We start from the raw sequence: 20,809 nt of genomic DNA, 5'->3' as shown, positions 1-20,809 counted from the left end.
CGCGTCTTCCTGATGCCGGTCTGCGACCCCGGCAGGACCGAGGGCGGCAGTGTCATGCAGGCCCTCCAAGAGCGACCGACATCGGCATCACCTCGGCCCCCGCCGAGTCCCTTCAACGAACACCCTTCGGGCATCCGCAGAAAGGATGGTGCCCTAGTGACCATCGTGCGCGACATTCCCACCATGGCGCACCCGGATCCGGAGTTCGGTCGCCGGGGCAACCACGCCGAGGTGGTGTTCACCGACTGCCGCGTGCCCGGCGATCATCTGATCGGCCCGCGCGGTGGCGGTTTCGTCCTCGCCCAGCAGCGCCTCGGCGGCGGGCGGATCCATCATTCGATGCGGTGGCTCGGCCAGGCTCAGCGGGCCTTGGACATCATGGGGGAGCGCGCGGTCTCGCGCCGCTCGCATGGCCGGCTGCTGGGCGAACACCAGATGGTGCAAGACTATATTGCCTTGTCCCACACCGAGATTCAGGCCGCGCGCCTGCTCACCTTCCAGACCGCCTGGAAAATGGACCGCTACGGCGCCGCCGCGGTGCGCGCCGAACTCGGGATGATCAAGGCGCACGTGTCCAAGGTGGTGCTGGCCGTCCTCGACCGCACCATCCAGGTGTGCGGCGCGCTGGGGTATTCCGGCGATCTGCCCGTCGAATCGTGGTACCGGATGACCCGATTCGGATCGATCGGGGACGGGCCCGATGAGTTGCACAAGTCCGTGTTGGCCCGGCACGTCCTCAAGAAGTACCGCCCCGTGTCGGGTTGGCCGACCGACCACCTGCCGTCGTGCCGGCCCGCGGCCGAACGGAAATGGCAGGCCCTGCGTCAGGAGGCAGGCATCGCATGAGCATTCCGGATCGCCAGCGGGCCGTCGTCATGCCCGGGCCGGGCGAGGCCGTGCAGGTCGTCGAGAGGCCGGTGGACGCACCGGGACCCGGCCAGGCGCTGATCAAGGTCAACGCCTCGAGTCTCAATTTCCATGACAACGTCAATCTGCTGGGCCTGCTGCCCGGTCCATGGCCACGGGTACCCATGACCGACGGCGCCGGAGAGGTGGTGGCGCTCGGGCCGGATGTCGAGGGGCTGCGGGTCGGCGATCGGGTCATGGGGGCGTTCCACCCCGGCTGGCACGATGGACCACCCACCCCGGACGCCAAGCGGGAGCTGCCCGGTGACACCTGCGACGGGTGGCTGCAGCAGTACCGCGTCGCCGACGTCTCCGGTCTGATCCGCAGCCCGCAGCACCTGAGTGACGTCGAAGCCGCGACGATTCCCTGCGCGGGGGTGACCGCCTTTAGTGCGTTGGCGGAGGCCGACATCGGCGAGGGCGACGTGGTGGTGACTCAGGGTACCGGCGGGGTGTCGTTGTTCGCCGTCCAGCTGGCCCGCGCCCGTGCTGCCACGGTGATTCTGACGTCGTCGTCCGACGACAAACTCCGGGTCGGATCGGATTTGGGCGCAACGCATCTCGTCAACTACCGCACCACGCCGGATTGGGAGACGGAGGTGAAACGGCTGACCGGCGGTGCGGGCGCGAAATTGGTCATCGATCTGGGCGGGCCCGCCACGCTGCCGCATTCGCTGCACGCGGCCGCGATGGGCGGCACGGTCGCGGTGATCGGTGTGCTCAGCGGATTCGAGGTGGCCCCGATCGCGGTCGCCGAGCTGATGCTCAACAACCTGCGCCTCATCGGGATCACGGTGGGCAGTGTGCGCGCCCACCGCAAACTGTGCGAGGTGGTAACTCGCGCCGGTATCACACCGCAGATCAGCCATGTCTTCGATTGGGAGCAGCTCGACGAGGCGCTGCGGGTGATGCGGGCCGGTGCGCACGTCGGCAAGATCGCGCTGACGATCCGGTGACGGCGCGGGAAGGGCGGGCATGCCCGGCGAGTTGGAGCTGACGGCGGACCAGATCATCGCTGCGGCAGTGGAAATCATGCGGGAAAGCGGCCTCGACGCGATCAGCATGCGCAGCGTGGCCGGTCGGCTGGGCGTCACGCCGCCGCCGGTGTACTCCCGGATCGGCAACAAGGACGCGCTGATCGACGCGGTCGCCGAGCACCTCCTGGACGACCTGGCGCCCCGGTTGGAACGTGACGAAACCTGGCCCGACTATGCGCGACGCTGGACGCGCCGGCTGCGCACCAGGCTGACCGAGGCGGCCGACAGCAGGCTTTTCCTGCAGGTGAAACGTCCCGCGTATGTCAAGGCCACCCGCCCGCTGCTGAAAAGCATGCGCCGCGACGGCATGCCCGTAGACATGTCGGTGCGTGCCTGCCGGCTGTTGACCTGGGCGACGGTCGGTTTCGTGGCGATGCATCATCCACCCAGGATCACATCGGCGCGCGCCCGGGCCCGGCTCGCCGGGAGCGACCCGACCGGGGTGACCCGCGAGGAAGTCGACGAGCTGTTCGCCGTCCACATCGACTATCTGATCGACGGCATTCGCCGCGACTGCGGTTAGCCTGCCGGCTTGGCCCGGACCGGGCTTGTACGATGCAGCGATGGCCAAGCCGCTGATCCCGGCCGACGACATCCTGACCCACGCCCTGCAGCTTCTGGATAACGAAGGGATCGAGGCGCTGTCGGTACGGCGGTTGTCGGCCGCGCTCAAGATCTCGCCGCGGACGCTGTATCAGCAGGTTGGTAACCGGGAAGCGTTGATCCGGGCGCTGGTCGCCCGCCACTTTGCGCGGCTCAAGCTCGACTTCAAGGAATACGAGACCTGGGAGTCGACGGCGCTGCACTGGTGTCTGGCGTTGCACGACGCCCTGCGCTCTCATCCGTACCTGACCGAGTTGATGACGATCGACGACCGCAGCGCCGTGACCGATTACGTCGCCGCGCTGTTGAAAGCGACTCTGCAGGAGGGCATTCCGCGTCCGCTGGCCACCGAGTGTTGTCGCGGCCTGGCGCACCTGACGATCAACCACTCCATCGTCGAGGTCCGGGCGTTGCGTGAGCCGCAGCGCTCGGCGGCGGAGACGGCCAAGATCGAGCAGAACTTTCCGCGGCTTGTCGAATGGGTGATCTCCGGGGTGCGGGCCGAGGCGGCCGAGTCGACGCGGTCCCGGCGGTCATCCTGAGACACCGCCGTCGACGGTCATCAGCGAGCCGGTGGTGTAGCTCGAGGCGTCGGAGAGCAAATAGAGGACGGCTCCGACGATTTCGTCGGGGCGGCCCACCCGTCCCAGCGCGATGCGGCGCACCAACTCCCGCTGCCGATCGGGATTACGAACGAAGCCCGCTGCTGCATCCGTATCGAAGGTGCCGCAGACGATCCCATTCACCCGGACGCCGGCCGCGGCGTATTCGAGCGCCGAGGCGGTGGTCAGCGCGTTCAGGCCGGCCTTGGCCGCCGCGTAGACCGTGGTGACGGGTGTCGGCTTGACCGACGCCAGCGAACTGATGTTGACGATCGATCCTCCGCCGGTCGCGGCCATCGCCGTCGCGACCAGTGCGGTCAATCGGGTGGGGCCCTTCAGGTTGACTCCGATCACCTTGTCGAACAGCAGCTCCGAGGTCTCCAGCAGCGACGGCGCGAGCGGGCTCATCCCGGCGTTGTTGACCAGCCCGTCCAACCGTCCCCAGCGTGCGGCGGCGGCGTCGACGACGCCCGGCAACGCGTCCCAGTCACCGACGTGGCAGGCCAGCGGATGAGCCTGCCCACCGGACCCGGTGATCGCCGCGGCCAGTTCCTGGCAGGCGGCCAGTTTGCGACTGGCGACGATCACTCGCGCACCGCGCTCGGCAAGAGCGATGCTCGTCGCCGCACCCAGCCCGCGACTGCCGCCCGTGACCAGAACGACTCGGCCGGCCACATCGAACAGCCGATCGGTCATTGCGCGAACCTCCTTGCGCGGCTGAGGAGTTCGTCGATGACGGGACCGAAGAACTCGTGCACCGGGTTGCGGGACTTGCCGCGCAGAAAGGCGGCATAGGACGCCTCCAAGACGATCGCGAGCTTCCAGGCGCTCAACACCTGATACCAGTCGAAATGGGACAGTCGCGACCCGTCGACTCGGCGTAGCGGGCGATCAGCTGCCCCGAGGTCTGGCAGTGGGCGCGGTCGATGCCGTGCGGCGCGTCCGGCGACCCAAGCGCGATGAGGTTTCCCCTGTCGGGCCAGAAGATCATCGCCCAGGCCAAATCGATCAGCGGATCGCCCACCGTGGTCATCTCGAAGTCGACCACACAGGCGATCCGCGGCGGTGGCGTCGGTGCCCAGATGACGTTGTCCAGCTTGTAGTCGCCGTGCATGACGGTCAAATCCCCGGCGGCGGGCAGGTTCTCGCGCAGCCAGTCGGCGAGCTCGTCGACGCCGGTCAGATCGCGGGTGCGGTAGCCTTCCAGTTGCGCCAGCCAACGATCGACCTGGCGGGCGAGAAACCCGTGCGGGTGCGACAGTTCGGCCAATGCCGTGTCCGTCCAGTCGATTGCGTGCAGCCGGACCAGGGTGTCGATCAGTTGCTCGCCGATGCGCCCGTGCGACGACGGATCCCGTTGCAATGTCGCCGGCAGTCCGTCCCGGCGGATCACCGCGCCGTCGACGTAGGACATCACGAAGAACGCGGCGCCCAGGATGGTGGGGTCGTCACTGCAGGCAAGCACGGCGGGCACCGGCATTCCGGCGGCGCCGAGGGCCTGGATGATGCGCGCCTCGCGCACGACCTGATGAGCGGTGTCGGATACCGCGGCCACCGGCGCCCGGCGCACCATCCAGGGCTGTCCAAGGCGGTCGACGCGAAACATCTCGCAGCTGCCGCCGCCGCGGATGGGGGTGACCGACACATCCGCTGCCACGCCGGTAGTCTCGGCCAACCAGTCACGAAACCGGTCGATATCGAAACCTGTTGCCGCAGCACTCATGCGCCGGCCCTCCGATAACCGGTTAAGATAACGTCGATTCCCTAAACATAGCAGCACATGCATGCTGGCTCGGCGGGCCTGTATAGTCAATCACCTGTGCTGTACAGTCGCTCAGCACAGGTCTGAACGTTCGGATACGACAATGAGCGAGCTCGTCTTCCACGCGGTGGCCGGCGGAGCCTGCCGGCGGCGGCGGGCTCGATCATCCGGTTGGCGATGGCTGCGGTGCACGACGTCGAAACCGAGGCCGCCCTGGCCGTCGCCGCCACGTCGGCTGTCGTCGGCGACGATGCCGGGTTGCTCGATATCGGCACGCGATATCTGGGCCGCCAGATCGCCAGCATCGGCGGCGGCACCACCGAGATGGCCCGCACCTTGATCGGCGAGCGGGTGCTGAACTCCCCCCGTGAGACGCCGCCGACCGCGGGGTGCCGTTCCACCAGGTACGGCGAAACCGGCAGTCCTGACGCATAATCCGACGGCGTAGAAAGGCGAACCAGATTGAGCGACCAACTACGAGACATCCGTGAGTTGGCCGGCGACGCCGACGCCTATCGAGACGAGTTGTTCCGCCGCTGGACCGGCCTGCTCAGCTATCGCTACATCGGGCGCAAGCACTCGTCGATGGACCTCGGCGAGGTCGACGACACCGTCGTGATCCGTCGGGACATGCGCAACGAGGCGGGCGGCATCATGGTTGCGCCGCTGGCCATTTCGTCCCCGGAGGGGTGCCAGACCGACATGGTCGCGGTGCCCAACCCGGTCATCGCCTCGGTGCAAGTCATCGATCCCGGCTACGACGTGTCCAGGGTCCAGATCGTCGGTTCCGGGATTGTGCACCAGGGTCGGACCATGGGCTACGGACGGTGCACGATCGTCGACGCTGACAATCCCGAGCGGGTGATCGCCTTTAACGAGGGCCAGGGTGCGATCGTCGGGATCCCACCGGAAGGCCTTGACCGGATGGACGTTTCGGGTACCGAGCTGATCATCGAGGATTCCCCGGACCTGCCGCCGTTGTGGGCGGCGTTCGGAGCCGCCAGACGCGACGACGGTCACTGGGTGCTGCCCGCGCTGAGTGCCGAGCTCGCTTCGCCAGATGCGGCATTGCACATCGGGCCCCAGCACGTCGTGCTGGAGACCGCGGCCATCGACCTGGCCGCCGACCTCGTCGGCACGCGCAAGCTGCAGGTCGTCAGCTGGCACGTCATGTTCATGTCACGCGGGAAGGTCGGGCCCTTCCGGGTGGCGGGCATCGCCCACTCGGGCGGCCCCGGCCGCATCGGGGTGCGCATGTTGCTGCACGACGAAGGCAACGCGGACAAGGCCGTCACCTCGGCAGCGGCGATCCTCGAGGTGGTCGGCTGAGGCGTAGCCGTACTGGGATATGTTGCTGCGCATCATGGTTCGGAAAGGTTGATGGTCAACACGTCGGCGAGCGGTCGGCGCGGCGTCGGCGGCGGGCGGTGCTCGTTGTCGGGCGCGCGGCCGATCCGGATCAGCACTTGAGGCCGTGGGTGCCCGGTCAGCACCTCGATGAGGTGTCGACTGGTTGCGAGCTCGGTCAGATGGGTCAGGGTGCACGTGGCGAGTCCGGCAACGGTGGCTTCCAGCAGAACTGTCGACAGCGTTTCTCCACACCCGAGCAGATCGCGCCGGGTGTCGGCATGCGAGGAGAGCACCACGATCGTGGAAAGGTCGCTGGGCGTCTGCACGCGGCGTTCAGCATGATGGCTGACCGGGAAGCTGCGCGCCACGTCCACCCGCTCTGCCTCGGCCGCAGAAACCAACGAGTCGTACGGAATTCCCTCGCTCGCCTCAAACGGCGCAGTCCACCGCTGCAATGTCTCGAAATAGAAGGAGTCGTAGAGACGCAAGGAGTCCGTCAGTTCGGTTGCATAAGCAAGTCTTTGACGATCAGCGTCGTTGATGACGTCGAGCAGTGCGACGGTACTGTCTATCCGGCTCCGCAACTTGGCTTCGAAGTTGGCCCAATCCGGGATCGGCCCGAACGGCAGGCGATCGGTGCGCCGCGCGACGATCGCGTCGGCGCGTCGTCGTTGTTCCTCGGTCACGGCGGGCATCTCCGTGAACGTGATCGAAGCGAGATGCTCGACGTTGTCGGGGTCGGGACAGCGACGGACATCCGCCTTCCACCCGGTAGCTCTCGTCGCCACGCACAAATGGTCAAGGGCCGCACCGCAACTGATCAGCGCTTGCCGCTCGGTCGGGTCGGTCTGCACCACGCGGGTCGGGTCCAGGAACAGATGCAAACCCTCCCGGTCGGCGACCCACCGCCATGGCTGGCTGTTGTGGTACGAGGGCGCCCGGCAAGCCAGCCTCACCGCGCCTTGGAGCACGTCCGTTGCAACAGTTGTCATCGACGTCACCTGGATCTCCCGCCGCGTGCTGAAAACGACCTCGGTATCGACATTGCTCGCTGCGACCGGGGGAAGGCAGAGTCCTTGGTCCCTAATCGCGACGATGGGGCCCGCAGGACTTCCGCGGGACGGCAACGACATCTGTTCAGCGAGGTTCGGTCGCGACCCGCGGTAGCGCAAATACGATCACTGGATGACATTACTTCGCGCACCCGTGCAGGTTCGCTGAGATGTCCGGGTTCGGCTTCGACACACTGGCGCTCCTGGCCGCGGTGGGCTTCGCCGGTCCACTGGTGGCGTCGCTGCCGCACTTGCGGATTCCGCTGGTCATCGGCGAGCTACTGGCTGGACTCGTTCTCGGCAAGACCGGTTTTGGCGTTCTCGACGAGTCCAACCCGATGTTTCAGTTGTTCGCAAATATCGGGTTCGCGCTGGTGATGTTCGTAGTGGGGACGCATGTCCCGATACGCAGTCCCGACGTGCGTGCGGCCCTTCCGCGGGCGTTCGCGCGGGCGGTGCTCTGCGGTGTCGTCGCGACGGCCCTCGGTGTCGGGCTGGCGTGGCAGTTCGGGACCGGCCACGCCGCGCTGTACGCGGTCCTGATGACATCGTCGTCGGCCGCGCTGGCACTGCCGGTGATCGACTCGTTGCGCATGCAGGGGCCACCGGTGCTCTCCTTGACGGCGCAGATCGCGATCGCCGATGCGGCATGTATCGTGCTGCTGCCCTTGGTGATTGACTTACGTAGGGCGACGACGGCGGCCCTCGGGGCGGTCGCGATCGCGGGCTGTGCCGGGCTGTTGTTCCTCGTGCTGCTCGCGGCCGATCGGCAGGGTTGGCGCCAGCGCGCGCACGACTATTCCGAAAAGCACAAACTCGCGCTGGAACTGCGGACCAATTTGTTCTTTTTGTTCGCGCTGGCGGCGCTCGCGCTGAGCACCCACGTATCGGTCATGCTGGCCGGCTTCGCGCTGGGTCTGGTGATTGCCGCGGTCGGGGAGCCGCGACGGCTGGCGCGTCAGCTGTTCGGGATCACCGAGGGGTTCTTCGCTCCGCTATTCTTCGTCTGGCTGGGCGCGTCGCTGCGCGTGCGCGACCTGGGTGCGCACCCGAAATTGATCCTGCTGGGCGCAGGGCTGGGGTTGGGCGCGCTGCTCGCGCACTGTGTGGCCAGGCTGCTTGGTCAGCCGCTGACGCTGGCTGTGCTATCGGCAGCGCAGCTCGGTGTCCCGGTGGCCGCGGCGACCATCGGGACCGAAGAACATCTGCTGGTCGCGGGCGAAGCAGCGGCACTGATGCTCGGCGCCTTGGTGACGATCGCGGCCACCTCGGTCGCCGCGGTGTTCGCGGCGCGCCAGCTCTCGCGCGTAGGGGTGGCCCAAAGTCCCTCGGACTGAGGTCGTCGTCCCCTCGCGCACCGGCGGCAAACCCGGAAACGTCGACAGGAGACGTCGACGTAAGACGTCGACAGGAGACGTTGTGGGAAGGGACGAACTGCCATGAACGCGCGCTTTCCCGATGCGGGCACGATCCGCACGGTCCTGGCTTTGGCATCCCGAGCCCCCTCCGTCCACAACACGCAGCCGTGGCGATGGTTGGTGGGTGCGCAGAGCTTGCATCTCTACTCCGATGCCGAGCGGCAATTGCCCAATGCCGACCCGGAGGGACGCGATCTGATCTTGAGTTGCGGCGCGGCGCTGAATCACTGTGTCGCCGCTTTCGCGGCGGTCGGATGGCACGCCAAAGTGTCCCGTTTGCCCAACCCGGGCGACCCGAACCATCTTGCCGCACTGGAACTTACCCGCCACACGGCTGACGCCTCAGACATCGCACTCGCCGCGGCGATACCACGGCGGCGAACCGACCGTCGGCACTACAGTTCCTGGCCGGTACCCGTGGGCGACATCGCGCTGATGGCGGCGCGTTCGGCGCGCCATGGTGTGACGCTTTGCCAGGTGGAAGACACCGACAAGCTGCGTGAGATCGTGACCCAATCCGTATGGAATCACATGAACCACGAATACCTCGCCGAGCTCACCGCGTGGAGCGGTCGGTACGGCTCAGCAGCCGGTGTTCCGGCGCGCAACACACCAAAATCCGACCCGCACGCCAGGATCCCGGGTCGGTACTTTGCCGGTCCCGTGCTGGCCGAGCCCGCCGAATCGTCACCCGCTGAGGACAACGCCGTGGTTCTTGCGCTCGGAACGCGTGCCGACGACCGTCTGGCGCAGCTGCGCGGCGGCGAGGCCACCAGCGCGGTTCTTCTCACCGCTACGTCGATGGGTCTGGCAAGTTGTCCGGTCACCGAACCACTGGAGGTCGCCGAAACACGTGCGACGGTGCGGTCCGAGATTTTCGGCGGCAGCAGCTACCCGCAGATGCTGCTACGGGTGGGCTGGGCGCCGATCAATGCAGACCCGCTGCCCTCGACACCGCGGCGCGAACTCGCCGATTTCGTCGAGCGGATGTCCGATCGCGAACAACACATCATCGAGTAGTCGTTGATGTCCGACACGTTAGCGCTCAGGAGAGTTGTGATGGAGACTCACACGTTGGACCCGCGCTGCTGGCGAATCGCTCGCATCTTCGGGCGCAACCCATTGCTGCGGCGCGCCGATCGCATCGAAGCCGTGGCCGTGTTGGTCGCGTTCGCTGTGTTGCTCTTGGCGATTCCGTTCGCCGGTGTCGCCGCCTGCGCGACCTATAGCGTGCGTGATCGGCTCTACGTCCAACAGGCGCACGACCGTCACGCGATACCGGCAACGATTACCGGAACGACCGCGACAGACGGCTCGGGTATCAGTGTGGTGCAAGCGAAGTGGCCAGGTGCAACCGGCGAACGCACCGGTGCGTTGGAACTGGCCTACGCGGTCAACGTCGGCGATCGCGTCGAAGTCTGGGTCGACAGGAACGGTGATCAGGTGGCCCGGCCTGCCCCGACGTGGCAAGCGGTGGTAGACGCATCCGGGGCCGCTTTCGCGACATTGCTGGTCATGGGAATCGGAGCAGCGTTGCTCGTGCTGAACGTGCGTTCGCGGCTTGATCGGGTTCGCAGCGTGCAGTGGGACCGTGAGATCAGCTGCTTGCAGGAAAACGGCGGCCGGACGATTCACTGACGCCAACCGCGGGCACTGAAATCATCAGGAATCAGCATCCAGCGAGGCGATTGCGGCAGCCAGCTTGGCGGTGATCTCATCGGCGATCGTCTTGAGCGCGGGCTCGCCGGTCACCACGACCGAAAGGCAGGGATCCATTGCGTCGACGATGGTCATGCCCGGGTTGGCCACGTCGGCGCGCACCAAGACGTTGCAAGGCAGCAGCAATCCAATCTCGCGATCGATATCGATCGCGCGGCACGCCAGCTCCGGGTCGCACGCACCAAGGATCAGGTAGTTTTCCATCTCGATGCCGAGCTTGATTTTGAGCGTCGTCGTGATGTCGATTTCGGTGAGGACGCTAAAGCCCTGTCGCGCAAGGGCTTCTCGGGTCGCCTTGACCGCGCGTTCGAAGTCCGTTGCCAAGTGAGTCGATAGCGAGATACTCATGGCGGTTATCCGATCGCTTGAGCACCGGCCGCGATAGAGGCAAAAGTCCCGAGAGGGACGCATGCCGCGATCGCGGGAACCGAGCGCTTCGGGTTACGCACTCGGCAGCGGACCGGAATGGCTGAAGCGGGCCGCGCGCCGGTGGATGCGGTGCTCCCGTCCTCGGGTCCGATACTGCCGAGCATCGGGGTGGATCAGGTCCGAGTAGAACCATTTCTTGGTGATCTCCACCATCAGCATGTAGGTGAGGGTGAGTCCCGACAGGGCGGCGAAAAATTGCCAGGGGAGCGGCCGGAAACCGAGGTTGCCGGCGAGCGGCGACACCGTCAGGACAACTCCGACCGCAACGATCGACAGGGTGGCCGCGATGAGTAACGTCCCGGGTCTGCTGCGCACAAACGGCACGCGCCTGGTCCGAATCGCGAAGATGATCAGCGTCTGGGTGGCAAGGGATTCCACGAACCAGCCGGTGCGAAACTCGATCGGCCCGGCATGCAAGACACCGAGCATGAGGCCGAAGGTCAGAAAGTCGAACAACGAACTGATCGGACCGAACGACAGCATGAAGCGCCGAATGAAGGCGATGTTCCAGTGGGCGGGTGCGTGCAGCTGCTCGTCGTCCACCCGGTCGGTGGGGATCGCGAGCTGCGAGGTGTCGTAGAGCAGGTTGTTGAGCAAGATTTGACTGGGCAGCATCGGCAGGAATGACAGAACGGCCGACGCCGCTGCCGCGCTGAACATGTTGCCGAAATTACTTGACGTGCCCATCAATACGTATTTGATCGTGTTGGCGAAGATCCGGCGGCCTTCGGCGACACCGTCGGCCAACACGCCTAGATCCTTCTCCAGGAGGACCACGTCGGCGGCGTCCTTGGCGACATCGGTCGCGGTGTCGACGGAGATGCCGACATCGGCGGAGTGCAGGGCCAAGGCATCGTTGACTCCGTCTCCAAGGAATCCGACCGATCGGTGGCAGTTTCGCAACGTCGAAACGACCCGGGCTTTTTGCTCCGGTGAGATCCTGGCGAAAATTGTGTGATCCCGGCCGCCGCGGCGAGGTCTTCGTCGTTGAGCTGCGCCAACTCGGCGCCGGTAATGGTGCCCTTTGACGGTAATCCGATTTCGGCACAGACCTTTTCGGCGACTCGGGGGTTGTCGCCGGTGGCGACCTTGACCTCGATGCTCAGGGCTTTGAGCCGTGACAACGAATCATGCACGTCGGCTTTCGGGTTGTCTGCGAACACCAGAAAGCCGTCGAGTGTCAGGCCCTGTTCGTCGACCGCCCGCAAAAGCTGCTGACCTGGCGCAGGTTTGGTGGCCACGGCCACGACCCGACGTCCGTCGGCAAACAGCTGGTTCAGCGTTCGATGGGCGGTCTCGGCAACGTCGTCGCATCGTGCCATGACCTGTTCGGGTGCGCCTTTGACCACGATTCGCCGATTACCGTTGCTGTCGATGAGCGCCGAGGTGGCCCGTCGGATGTGATCGAACGGCAACGTCGCCAGGCGGCTCACCCCGGCGATCGGGGGCCGGTCGCGCCACAGCGCGGCGTCGAGATCATTCGCGCTCACCCCGCCTACCGCCGGGTCGACATCGGTGGCGAGCAAACCGGAAGCCAGCACCGAGTCTGCCCGTGCGCCGGTGACGTCGACGGCGTCGAGCAAGTCCAGCCGGCCATCCGTCAGTGTGCCGGTCTTGTCGGTAATCAGGATGTCGATATCCCCGAGGTCCTCTATGCACACCAAGCGCTTCACCAAGACCTTGAGGCGGGCCAGTCGTCGTGAGCCCGAGGCCAAACTGGTGCTGACGACTGCGGGAAGCAATTGGGGTGTGATGCCGACCGCGATCGCCAAGCCGAACAGCGCCGCATCGATGAGGGGCCGGCGCAGGAGCAGGTTGCTGACGATGATGACGACGGTGAGTGTCAAGGCCACTTTCAAGAGCAGATAGGAAAAACGTCGCAGACCCCGCTGAAAATCGGTTTCCGGTTGGCGCTCGCCGAGTCCCACTGCGATGCGGCCGAATTGGGCGCTGGTACCCGTCCCGTAGACCACTCCGGTAGCCTCGCCCGCGCTCACCACCGTGCCCATGAACGCCAAATTGGACGCGTCGGTGATCGTCGTATCCGGTGCGCTGGGCTCTGCCGATTTCTCCGCCGGGGTCGACTCGCCGGTGAGAATGCTCTCGTTGCACTCCAGCCCGTTCACGGTGATCAATCGGACGTCAGCCGGCACCAACTCACCGAGTTGCAGCCGGATCACGTCCCCGGGGACCAGTGCGGTCACGTCGACCCTGACGAAACGACCGTCGCGGCGGGCCACAGCCGTGTGACGGACCCGGTCGTGCAGTGCGGCTGCGGCGCGCTCTGCGCGGTACTCGTTAGAGAACGACAGGCCGACGCTGATCAGCAAAATGATGCCGATGATGGTGGCTTGCGTTGCGTCGCCGAGGAAGAAGGACAGTAGCGCGGTCACCGCCAAGAGCACCAGCACCGCGTTGTTGAGCTGGCGTCCGAGCACCGACAGAGCGTTAACCCGATGTGTCCGAATCGCATTCATTCCGAATGCTGCCAGCCTGGCATCGGCCTCAAGGGTCGAGAGCCCATCGCCGGTGGTACGCAAGGATGTCAGTACGTCCCGCAGCGGTGCACTGGCAACGAATCGCAGCGAGTGGGCAGACAAGCGGTCGGATTCGTCACCCGCCGACCCGTCGGTTCTGTCCGCGTAGCCGGCATGCGAGGAGCCCATGCGTCCACCATGGGTGCTGCGCCGATATCGCTCTAGCGCCGGAAGGCCGCTCGTTCGCGCTGAAGGTCACCGGGTGCTAGGGCACTAAGTCCCTAGTTCATCCGCGTGTGACTTCAGTCCCTTTTCAAAAGCTCTGCAAGACAGTCGGATGAGGGTCCGGAGGCCGCTAGCGCTGGCCTCTTGTCGATCCGTTACCGCTCTTGGGAGGTTTGCAAGGTGTCTGAGGCAATTCCGTTGGGACGATTTGCGGGCTTTCCGGTGAAGGTGCACTGGAGCGTGGTGGTGATCCTGTGGCTGTTCACCTGGAGCCTGGCAACCACATTGCCCCACACCGTTGCGGGGTATTCGCATCCGGCTTACTGGTTGGTCGGCGCGTGCGGGGCGATAGTGCTGCTGGATCGCTGTTGGCCCACGAACTCGCGCATGCCGTGGTGGCCCGTCGCTCGGGGGTAATCGTCGGTGACGTGACCTTGTGGCTGTTCGGCGGCGTGACGACACTGCACGGCGAGGCGAAGACTCCAAAAGCCGCTTTTCGCATTGCGTTAGCCGGGCCGGCCACCAGCCTTGTCTTGTCCGCGGTGTTCGCCGGAGGTGCGGTGGCACTGTCAGCGCTGCGCGCCCCGACCATCTTGGGCAGCGTTACGTGGTGGCTCGCCAGCATCAACCTGCTGCTCGGCTTTTTCAATCTGTTGCCGGGCGCCCCGCTGGACGGTGGCCGGCTGGTGCGCGCTTACCTATGGCACCGCCACGGCGACAGCGTGCGCGCGGCCATCGGTGCGGCACGCGCCGGGCGCGTGGTCGCGATCATCCTGATCGTGCTGGGACTGGGGGAGTTTCTGGCCGGTGGCGTCATCGGTGGCGTGTGGTTGGCATTCATCGGTTGGTTCATATTCGTCGCCGCCCGCGACGAAGAAGCACAGCTGACCAGTCGACAGATCTTCGCGGGCGTGCGTGTCGCTGACGTGATGACCCCGCAGCCACATACTGCACCCGGGTGGATCACGGTTGAGGATTTCATCCAACGTTATGTCCTCGGCGATCGGCACTCGGCGTACCCGGTTGTCGAGCGGGACGGGTCGATCACGGGATTGGTCACGTTGCGGCAGTTGCGCGAGCTGGCACCCGGCCGCCGCACCACTGTCAGCGTGGGTGAGGTCGCGCTGCCGCTGCGCAGCGTGCCCGTTGCGGAACCGCGAGAGCCACTCGTTGACCTGTTGCGTCGAATGACGCCAGTTGGGCCTCGCAGCCGGGCGCTGGTCCTTGACGGGGGCACGCTCGTCGGGATCATCACGCCCAGCGATCTGGCGCGCCAGATCGAGGTCTATCGGCTCGCCCAGCCCGCGGCGGGCGGAGTCGCTGCTCTTCCTGCGGCGGGCGTGCTCGGTCAGAGCTGAATGGACTGTTCCATTGGTGGCGAGCCGAATTGGAAGCGGCGGCCCGTGACCATTTCGGGCATCACCCGTACATAGTGCGACTTCTCCGAACTCGTCCAGGGCAACACCTGGGCGCGTTCGGCATCCTCGATCTCCGCGTCGCTACGCAGCGAACGCGCGGTGCCCCGCACGATCACACTCCAGCCTTCGGCCACGTTGTGGTCGTCGACCTCGAACACCACCTCATTGTTAATCGCGGTGCTGACCAACTTCGTGCCCTCCGCGGTGCGAAACAGGATCGTCCGCCGTTGGTCGGCATAGTTGACGGGAAAGATCTGCGGTCGGCCGTCCGCACTCGTGACCAGCCGCCCCAGCGTGACACTTGAAAGCAGGTCCCAGCATTCGTGTTCCGGCAAGATGATGGCGCCGTCATCGGTTTGGGTTTGGTTGGACATGGCTTGACCTTATTGGACGAGAACCGTTGATTCGGCTGCCAAAGGTCCCGGCCGGTGGGGACCAAAGTCGGCGAACCACGCGCTGTGCCTAGCGAACCGTGAAAACTTCGGGTAGTGGGCGCCGCGGCGTGGGCGCCGGCAAATCGCCGATGGGTGGCGCCATCCCGACTCTGACCAGGATCTGGGGCTCGCCGGCCCGGTCGATCAGGTCGCGGACGACATCGCGGCCTTCGTCCAGCTCGATCAGGTGGGTCAACGGGCAGGTCGCCAGGCCGGCCATGGTGCATTCGAGCAATACGGTCGACAAGACTTCGCCGCATCTTAGCCAGTCGGCTCTGGTGTCCTCGTCGGTGTAGAGGACAAGGACTTTGGAGCGGTCCGCCTCGAGTCCGTGTCGCCGGTCGGTATGGATTCTGACGGGGAATTCCCGTCCGATGTCGACGCGGCGTTGTTCGCTCTCGGAGGCGAGCGCGGTCGGGGGGATGCCTTCGCTGACCGCATACGGTGTTGTCCACCAATCTAGTTCGGCACGATAGAGCCAGTCGTCGCTACGGATGTCTTCGGTCAGTGCCGCCGCCTGGGCCAGCTGTCGTCGCGAGTCATCGCCGAGCACAAGCAATTTCGCCCATTTTCCATCGACGGCGTCATAAAGGGTGCGCTCGAACAAGTCCCAGTATGTGGGCCGCTGTAGCGGAAGCCGATCGGTCCTGCGCTGCAGAATCGCCAGGGCACGCGCCCGCTGCGTGGGAGTGACATTTGCGACGAGACTGAATTCCAGCGACGCGAGCTTGTCGGGGTCATCCCCACGAGGAAACCGTTTGATGTCGGCTTGCCAGCCCGCGGCCAACATGGCGACACGAAGATGATCCAGCACCGCGCCGCAACTGATGATCGCGTCGCGGTCGAGCCAGTCCGTGCCGGGGACGGTGCGGTGACGATCGATGAACAAATGCACCAGCGGGCCTTCCGCCACCCACCGCCATGGCTGGCTGTTGTGCACGGACGGAGCCCGGCACGCCAGTTGCACCGCGGTTCTCAGTGCTGTTTTCAGTACCCGGATATCTGGTGGCGCTTGCATGACATCATTCCGCTCGGCGATTAGTGCGAGACGTATCGACGCTAATGTGACGGCGCGGTTAATGCCTAGGGCCCAATGGCCCTGCGAGTTCGGGTTTTTGATGCCACTGGGGACCACTGGGGACCAACGACTCTGGCTGGGCGATGTCCATCTGTAGCAAGGTGTTGGTCACCTGGCGGAAAGGGGTCAAGTGATGACCGAGACCATGGCGGATACGCGGGCGATAACCACCGCGATCGAGCTGGCGTGCCGGGCCCCGTCGCTGCATAACAGCCAGCCGTGGCACTGGATCGCCGAAAGCGGCAGCGTCGCCCTCTTTGTTGATCGCAACCAGAACATACCTGCCACCGACAAGTCGGGCCGCGAAGCAGTCATCAGCTGCGGTGCCGCCCTCGATCACTTCCGGATCGCGATGGCGGCCGCCGGATGGTCGGCGAATGTCGAAACCTTCCCCAACCCGAACAATCTTGACCACCTGGCGACCATCGATTTCGTACAGGTCGGCTACGTGACGCAGGCCCGGCGAGACCGCGCGAACGCGATACTGCGTCGCCGGACCAACCGGCTACCATTCCGCGCGCCGAAGCATTGGGCGTCGTTCGAACCCGTACTGCGTAGCGCTTTCGACAGTGACCTGGTCGGTATGGATGTGTTGCCCGACGATGCGCGTCCGCGGCTGGCCGAGGCGGCGCGACTCACCGAGGCTCTGCGTCGCTACGACGACTCGTATCACGCTGAATTACATTGGTGGACAGGGCGAATGACGGGAGCGGAGGGGATACCGGAAAGCGCACTGGCGTCGGAGTCAGACAATCGCAGGGTTGATGTGAACCGCCGGTTCCCGATCGATCCGTCGAACGAGCGCAGCTCTGCCGGCACCTACGACCAGGCGACGATTCTGCTGTTGTCCACCGCCGGCGACGCACGCGCCGATGCCCTCAACTGCGGCGAGGCGCTGTCCGCGATCCTGCTGGAGTGCACGATGGCCGGATTGGCCACCTGCACGGTCACGCATGTCACGGAGCTGCAAGCCAGTCGGGACATGATTGCCGACCTCGTGACTCGACCCGCCGCGGTACCGCAGGTCTTGATCCGAGTCGGCATCGAACCGGAGGACGAGCCGACTCCCGAGCCGACGCCGCGCAGACCCTTGCATGAGGTGTTGGACATTCGCCGCTAGGGGACGGCACCGCAACCGCCACGCTGCCCCGGCTTGGACCGAACGGATCCAGAGCTGAGGACCAATGCCTCTGGCCCGGCTGCGGCGCACACCGTAACGTCCCGCCCAGGTCCTTCTCAATGCCCTTGGTCGCCAGGAGTTCTCATGTTCGATCGGTATCCACCGAAGTCTGTTGTCGTCGGTGTGGACGGTTCCGCGGCCGCGATTCGCGCTGCCCGGTGGGCGGTGGACGAAGTCGCCGGCACCGACATTCCGCTGCGTCTGCTCTATGTCACCCAACCCGACGTCAACGCCGGCCCGGGTGAAGTCCGAACGGCGGTCGCCGCGGCCGAGCAGGTCGTCCGCGACGCGTACACCGCGGTGGAACAGCTGGGCAAGCCGGTCAAGGTGGAAACAGAACTTGTCGACGGCGCTCCGGTCGCGGCGCTCGTCGCAGCTTCGCGGTCGACAACACTGTTGTGTATCGGTGACACCGGGGCCGCGATGCAGCCGAACGTCTGGTTGGGTTCGACCGCGAAAGAACTGGCACGATCCGGGCACTGCTCGGTGGCCGTCGTCCGGGGAGACGCCTGCGACGCGGACGGCACGGACGTCCGGTCGATCGCTGCCTTCGTAGACGAATCCCCGGATGGCATGGACGTTTTGGAGCTGGCGATCCACGAGGCACGCCATCGTCGCGCGCCGCTGCTGGTGCTGACATCGACGCAACCTCGTTCCCCTGACTCGCACATGAAGCGTTGCATGGACAACTATCCCGAGGTCGAAATCGAGACGGTTCATCTACAAACTTGTCTTGTCGACTATCTCGCTGCCCATGCCGAAGCCATTCAGTTGGTCGTAGTCGGTGCCGCCCAGACCGCAGCGATCGAGCAACTGCTCGGCGCTGCCGGCGCCGAAGCCCTGCGGGACAGCGACTTGTCCTTGCTTGTGGTCGGTTTCAGGCGGCCAGGTCCCTGATACACCGAAGGCGGCTTCGGTGGCGGCGGGCGCGTGAGTCGAGGTGCCGGTCAGCGCGAACGCCTGCAGCACGGGCGCTGACCAACGACCCACCGCCTTTGGGACTTGCGGCCCTTTCCGGGATTTCGTCCGACTGGTCGGATGAACATTGTTGGCTATTCCCTCAATCTAGGAGACAGAGATGAGCACTCTTGCCACTCGGCGTCACCACGCATCAATCCTTCCCGAGCTGTCAGAACTGTTCGCAGCCTTTCCCGCGATGGCCGGATTGCGGCCCGCCCTCGACACCCGTTTGATGCGGCTGGAGGACGAAATGAAGGACGGCCGTTACATTGTGCGCGCCGAGATGCCGGGTATCGACCCGACGAAGGATATCGACATCACGGTGCGCGACGGACAATTGAGCATCAAGGCCGAACGCGCCGAAAAGAAGGACTTCGACGGGCGCTCGGAATTCTCGTACGGCTCATTCGTTCGCACCGTGTCACTGCCGGAGGGCGCGGACGAAGACAACATCGAAGCCAGCTATGACAAGGGCATCCTGACGGTGTCGGTGGCGGTTTCGGAACCGAAAGCAGCCGAACGCCACGTTCAGGTCCAGTCCGCGAACTGACCAGCGTTGTCCATGATGACCAGAGCAGTTGACATCACCCGGCGCTCACCGCGCCGGGTGTTTCGCGACCGTCGCGAGGCCGGCCGAGTCCTGGCAAATCTCCTCGGCGCCTACCGCGACCGACCGGATGTGATCGTCCTGGGCTTGGCACGGGGCGGATTACCGGTGGCCTGGGAGGTGGCGGCCGCGCTGCACGCGCCGCTGGACGCCTTTATCGTGCGAAAGCTCGGGGCGCCCGGCCACGATGAGTTCGCCGTCGGGGCGCTGGCAAGCGGTGGTCGAGTAGTGGTCAACGGCGACGTGATTCGGGGCCTGCGGATCTCGCCGGGACAATTGCGTGCCATCGCCGAACGCGAGGGCCGGGAGCTGGTCCGGCGCGAGGCTGCGTATCGCGGCGGACGCCCCCCGCTGGACGTGGCCGGAAAGACGGTCATCCTTGTCGACGACGGATTGGCCACCGGCGCAAGCATGTTCGCGGCGGTGCAGGCCCTTCGCGAATCCCAGCCCGCGCACATCGTGATCGCGGTGCCGGCGGCGCCGGAATCCACCTGCCGCGAATTCGCGGCCCTGGTGGACGATGTGGTCTGCGCGAGTATGCCCACCCAGTTCCTCGCAGTGGGGGAGTCGTTCTGGGATTTCCGCCAGGTCACGGACGAGGAAGTGCGCCAGCTGCTGGCTACGTCGACAACCGATCCCTCGACGGCGCCGGCGCGGGTGCCCACGCCCGCCGAGGTGCTCAGCCGCGTGGCCATCGACGCGCCATCGGGCGTTCCGCCGCGCGAGACGCTGCAGGAGCTGATAGGTGACGCGCGGATCGTGCTCATCGGGGAGAGTTCGCATGGGACGCACGAGTTTTACCAGGCTCGGGCGACCATAACGAAATGGCTTATCGAGGAGAAGGGATTCTGCGCGGTGGCCGCCGAGGCCGACTGGCCCGATGCCTACCGGGTGAACCGGTACGTGCGGGGCCTCGGCGTGGACGAGACCGCCGAGGCCGCGTTGCGCGGTTTCGAGCGATTTCCGGCCTGGATGTGGCGCAACACCGTCGTTCGTGACTTCACCGACTGGCTGCGCATCCGCAACCGGCAGTGCGAGTCAAAGCAGCACCGCCAAGCCGGCTTCTACGGACTTGATCTCTACAGCCTGCACCGATCCATCCGGGAAGTGGTGACCTACCTGGATAGAGTCGACCCGACGGCGGCGATGCGTGCGCGGAATCGCTACGCGTGCTTCGATCATGCTTCGGCCGATGATGGTCAAGCATATGGTTTCGCCGCGGCGTTCGGGGCTGGTCCGTCGTGCGAGCGGGAAGCGATCGAGCAGCTGGTCGACATGCAGCGCAACGCCTTGGCGTATGCGCGCAGGGGCGGACTACTCGCCGAGGACGAGCTGTTCTATGCCCAGCAGAACGCCCAAACGGTACGCAACGCCGAGGTGTACTACCGTGCGATGTTTAGCGGCCGGGTGGACTCGTGGAACCTGCGTGACCAGCACATGGCCGAGACTCTGGAGGCGCTACTGAAGCACCTGGACCGATAGCGTCCCGGAGAGTGGTGGACTTCGGATCTCGCGTGGTTCACGCTTTGCGATCAACGAGTCATGTTGAACG

The 20,809-nt window shown here is 65.5% G+C and carries 18 protein-coding genes and 4 pseudogenes; 14 read left to right on the top strand and 8 right to left on the bottom strand.

Features of this window, described 5'->3' with window-relative positions:
• The first annotated feature begins 156 nt into the window (after positions 1-156).
• The 4 genes from AWC25_RS25970 to AWC25_RS25955 are packed head-to-tail and all read left to right on the top strand — an operon-like array spanning position 157 to position 3,088.
• Positions 157-846: an acyl-CoA dehydrogenase family protein gene (locus AWC25_RS25970; protein ID WP_069402283.1), complete on the top strand. Its 690-nt coding sequence runs from the start codon at positions 157-159 to the stop codon at positions 844-846.
• Positions 843-1,862 carry a zinc-dependent alcohol dehydrogenase family protein gene (locus AWC25_RS25965; protein WP_069402284.1) on the top strand — a complete coding sequence of 340 codons (1,020 nt, stop codon included), beginning with the start codon at positions 843-845 and terminating at the stop codon, positions 1,860-1,862. Before AWC25_RS25970 ends, AWC25_RS25965 begins: the two co-directional genes overlap by 4 nt.
• Positions 1,863-1,881: 19 nt before the next feature.
• Positions 1,882-2,466, top strand: a complete 585-nt coding sequence (locus AWC25_RS25960; protein WP_069402285.1) for a TetR/AcrR family transcriptional regulator — start codon at positions 1,882-1,884, stop codon at positions 2,464-2,466.
• Between the two features lie 40 nt (positions 2,467-2,506).
• Positions 2,507-3,088, top strand: a complete 582-nt coding sequence (locus tag AWC25_RS25955; RefSeq protein ID WP_069402286.1) for a TetR/AcrR family transcriptional regulator — start codon at positions 2,507-2,509, stop codon at positions 3,086-3,088.
• Here AWC25_RS25955 and AWC25_RS25950 read toward each other — a convergent pair.
• The 3 genes from AWC25_RS25950 to AWC25_RS25945 are packed head-to-tail and all read right to left on the bottom strand — an operon-like array spanning position 3,080 to position 4,871.
• Positions 3,080-3,844 carry an SDR family NAD(P)-dependent oxidoreductase gene (locus AWC25_RS25950; protein ID WP_069402287.1) on the bottom strand — a complete coding sequence of 255 codons (765 nt, stop codon included), beginning with the start codon at positions 3,842-3,844 and terminating at the stop codon, positions 3,080-3,082. The genes AWC25_RS25955 and AWC25_RS25950 overlap by 9 nt on opposite strands.
• Entirely contained in the window at positions 3,841-3,981 is a 141-nt protein-coding gene (locus tag AWC25_RS26940; RefSeq protein ID WP_157118363.1) for a hypothetical protein, read from the bottom strand. The genes AWC25_RS25950 and AWC25_RS26940 overlap by 4 nt, the downstream gene beginning before the upstream one ends.
• A complete protein-coding gene (locus AWC25_RS25945) occupies positions 3,978-4,871 on the bottom strand; it encodes a phosphotransferase family protein (RefSeq protein WP_069402288.1) in 894 nt (297 codons plus the stop codon). Before AWC25_RS25945 ends, AWC25_RS26940 begins: the two co-directional genes overlap by 4 nt.
• A 142-nt stretch (positions 4,872-5,013) precedes the next feature.
• On the opposite strand from AWC25_RS25945, the pseudogene AWC25_RS25940 reads away from it, so the two are divergent.
• Both AWC25_RS25940 and AWC25_RS25935 read left to right on the top strand, forming a co-directional pair.
• Positions 5,014-5,338 (top strand): annotated as a pseudogene (locus tag AWC25_RS25940) (acyl-CoA dehydrogenase family protein); the annotation flags it as partial.
• Between the two features lie 34 nt (positions 5,339-5,372).
• Positions 5,373-6,239, top strand: coding sequence for a hypothetical protein (locus AWC25_RS25935; protein ID WP_085168195.1), 867 nt, complete (start codon positions 5,373-5,375; stop codon positions 6,237-6,239).
• 32 nt (positions 6,240-6,271) lie between these two features.
• Here the strand turns inward: AWC25_RS25935 and AWC25_RS25930 are convergent, their stop codons facing one another.
• Complete coding sequence (locus tag AWC25_RS25930; RefSeq protein ID WP_069402291.1) at positions 6,272-7,252, bottom strand: Acg family FMN-binding oxidoreductase; 981 nt, start codon at positions 7,250-7,252, stop codon at positions 6,272-6,274.
• A 230-nt stretch (positions 7,253-7,482) separates the two neighbouring features.
• Here AWC25_RS25930 and AWC25_RS25925 point away from each other — a divergent pair, with 230 nt between their 5' ends.
• The 3 genes from AWC25_RS25925 to AWC25_RS25915 all read left to right on the top strand — a co-directional run bounded on the left by AWC25_RS25925 (position 7,483) and on the right by AWC25_RS25915 (position 10,368).
• Positions 7,483-8,649 (top strand): cation:proton antiporter, encoded by a 1,167-nt coding sequence (locus AWC25_RS25925; RefSeq protein WP_085168193.1) that lies wholly within the window; start codon positions 7,483-7,485, stop codon positions 8,647-8,649.
• 102 nt (positions 8,650-8,751) lie between these two features.
• Complete coding sequence (locus tag AWC25_RS25920; protein ID WP_069402293.1) at positions 8,752-9,750, top strand: Acg family FMN-binding oxidoreductase; 999 nt, start codon at positions 8,752-8,754, stop codon at positions 9,748-9,750.
• A gap of 39 nt (positions 9,751-9,789) precedes the next feature.
• Positions 9,790-10,368 (top strand): Rv1733c family protein, encoded by a 579-nt coding sequence (locus AWC25_RS25915; RefSeq protein WP_085168191.1) that lies wholly within the window; start codon positions 9,790-9,792, stop codon positions 10,366-10,368.
• Positions 10,369-10,392: 24 nt separating this feature from the next.
• On the opposite strand, the gene AWC25_RS25910 is transcribed toward AWC25_RS25915, so the two are convergent.
• Positions 10,393-10,797, bottom strand: a complete 405-nt coding sequence (locus AWC25_RS25910; RefSeq protein ID WP_069402295.1) for a DUF302 domain-containing protein — start codon at positions 10,795-10,797, stop codon at positions 10,393-10,395.
• Positions 10,798-10,890: 93 nt separating this feature from the next.
• Positions 10,891-13,544: pseudogene (gene mgtA, locus AWC25_RS25905) on the bottom strand (magnesium-translocating P-type ATPase).
• Positions 13,545-13,760: 216 nt separating this feature from the next.
• Here mgtA and AWC25_RS25900 point away from each other — a divergent pair.
• Positions 13,761-14,938, top strand: a pseudogene (locus AWC25_RS25900) (site-2 protease family protein).
• On the opposite strand, the gene AWC25_RS25895 reads toward AWC25_RS25900, so the two are convergent.
• Both AWC25_RS25895 and AWC25_RS25890 read right to left on the bottom strand, forming a co-directional pair.
• Positions 14,929-15,372: a pyridoxamine 5'-phosphate oxidase family protein gene (locus AWC25_RS25895; RefSeq protein WP_069402297.1), complete on the bottom strand. Its 444-nt coding sequence runs from the start codon at positions 15,370-15,372 to the stop codon at positions 14,929-14,931. The pseudogene AWC25_RS25900 and the gene AWC25_RS25895 overlap by 10 nt on opposite strands.
• An 88-nt stretch (positions 15,373-15,460) precedes the next feature.
• On the bottom strand, positions 15,461-16,450 hold the full coding sequence (locus AWC25_RS25890) for an Acg family FMN-binding oxidoreductase (protein ID WP_069402298.1): 990 nt from the start codon (positions 16,448-16,450) through the stop codon (positions 15,461-15,463).
• Between the two features lie 193 nt (positions 16,451-16,643).
• On the opposite strand from AWC25_RS25890, the gene AWC25_RS25885 reads away from it, so the two are divergent.
• The 4 genes and pseudogenes from AWC25_RS25885 to AWC25_RS25870 form a co-directional block, all read left to right on the top strand.
• Positions 16,644-17,630, top strand: coding sequence for an Acg family FMN-binding oxidoreductase (locus AWC25_RS25885; protein ID WP_069402299.1), 987 nt, complete (start codon positions 16,644-16,646; stop codon positions 17,628-17,630).
• Positions 17,631-17,774: 144 nt separating this feature from the next.
• A complete protein-coding gene (locus AWC25_RS25880; protein WP_069402300.1) occupies positions 17,775-18,587 on the top strand; it encodes a universal stress protein in 813 nt (270 codons plus the stop codon).
• Positions 18,588-18,768: 181 nt separating this feature from the next.
• Positions 18,769-19,200: an HSP20 family small heat-shock protein gene (locus AWC25_RS25875; RefSeq protein ID WP_069402301.1), complete on the top strand. Its 432-nt coding sequence runs from the start codon at positions 18,769-18,771 to the stop codon at positions 19,198-19,200.
• Between the two features lie 12 nt (positions 19,201-19,212).
• Positions 19,213-20,736: pseudogene (locus AWC25_RS25870) on the top strand (erythromycin esterase family protein); the annotation flags it as partial.
• Positions 20,737-20,809 lie beyond the last annotated feature (73 nt).

The sequence above is a fragment of the Mycobacterium sherrisii genome (genome assembly GCF_002102355.1).
In the GTDB taxonomy this organism is placed as follows: Bacteria; Actinomycetota; Actinomycetes; order Mycobacteriales; family Mycobacteriaceae; genus Mycobacterium; species Mycobacterium sherrisii.
This window is presented reverse-complemented; position numbering and strand designations above follow the sequence as displayed.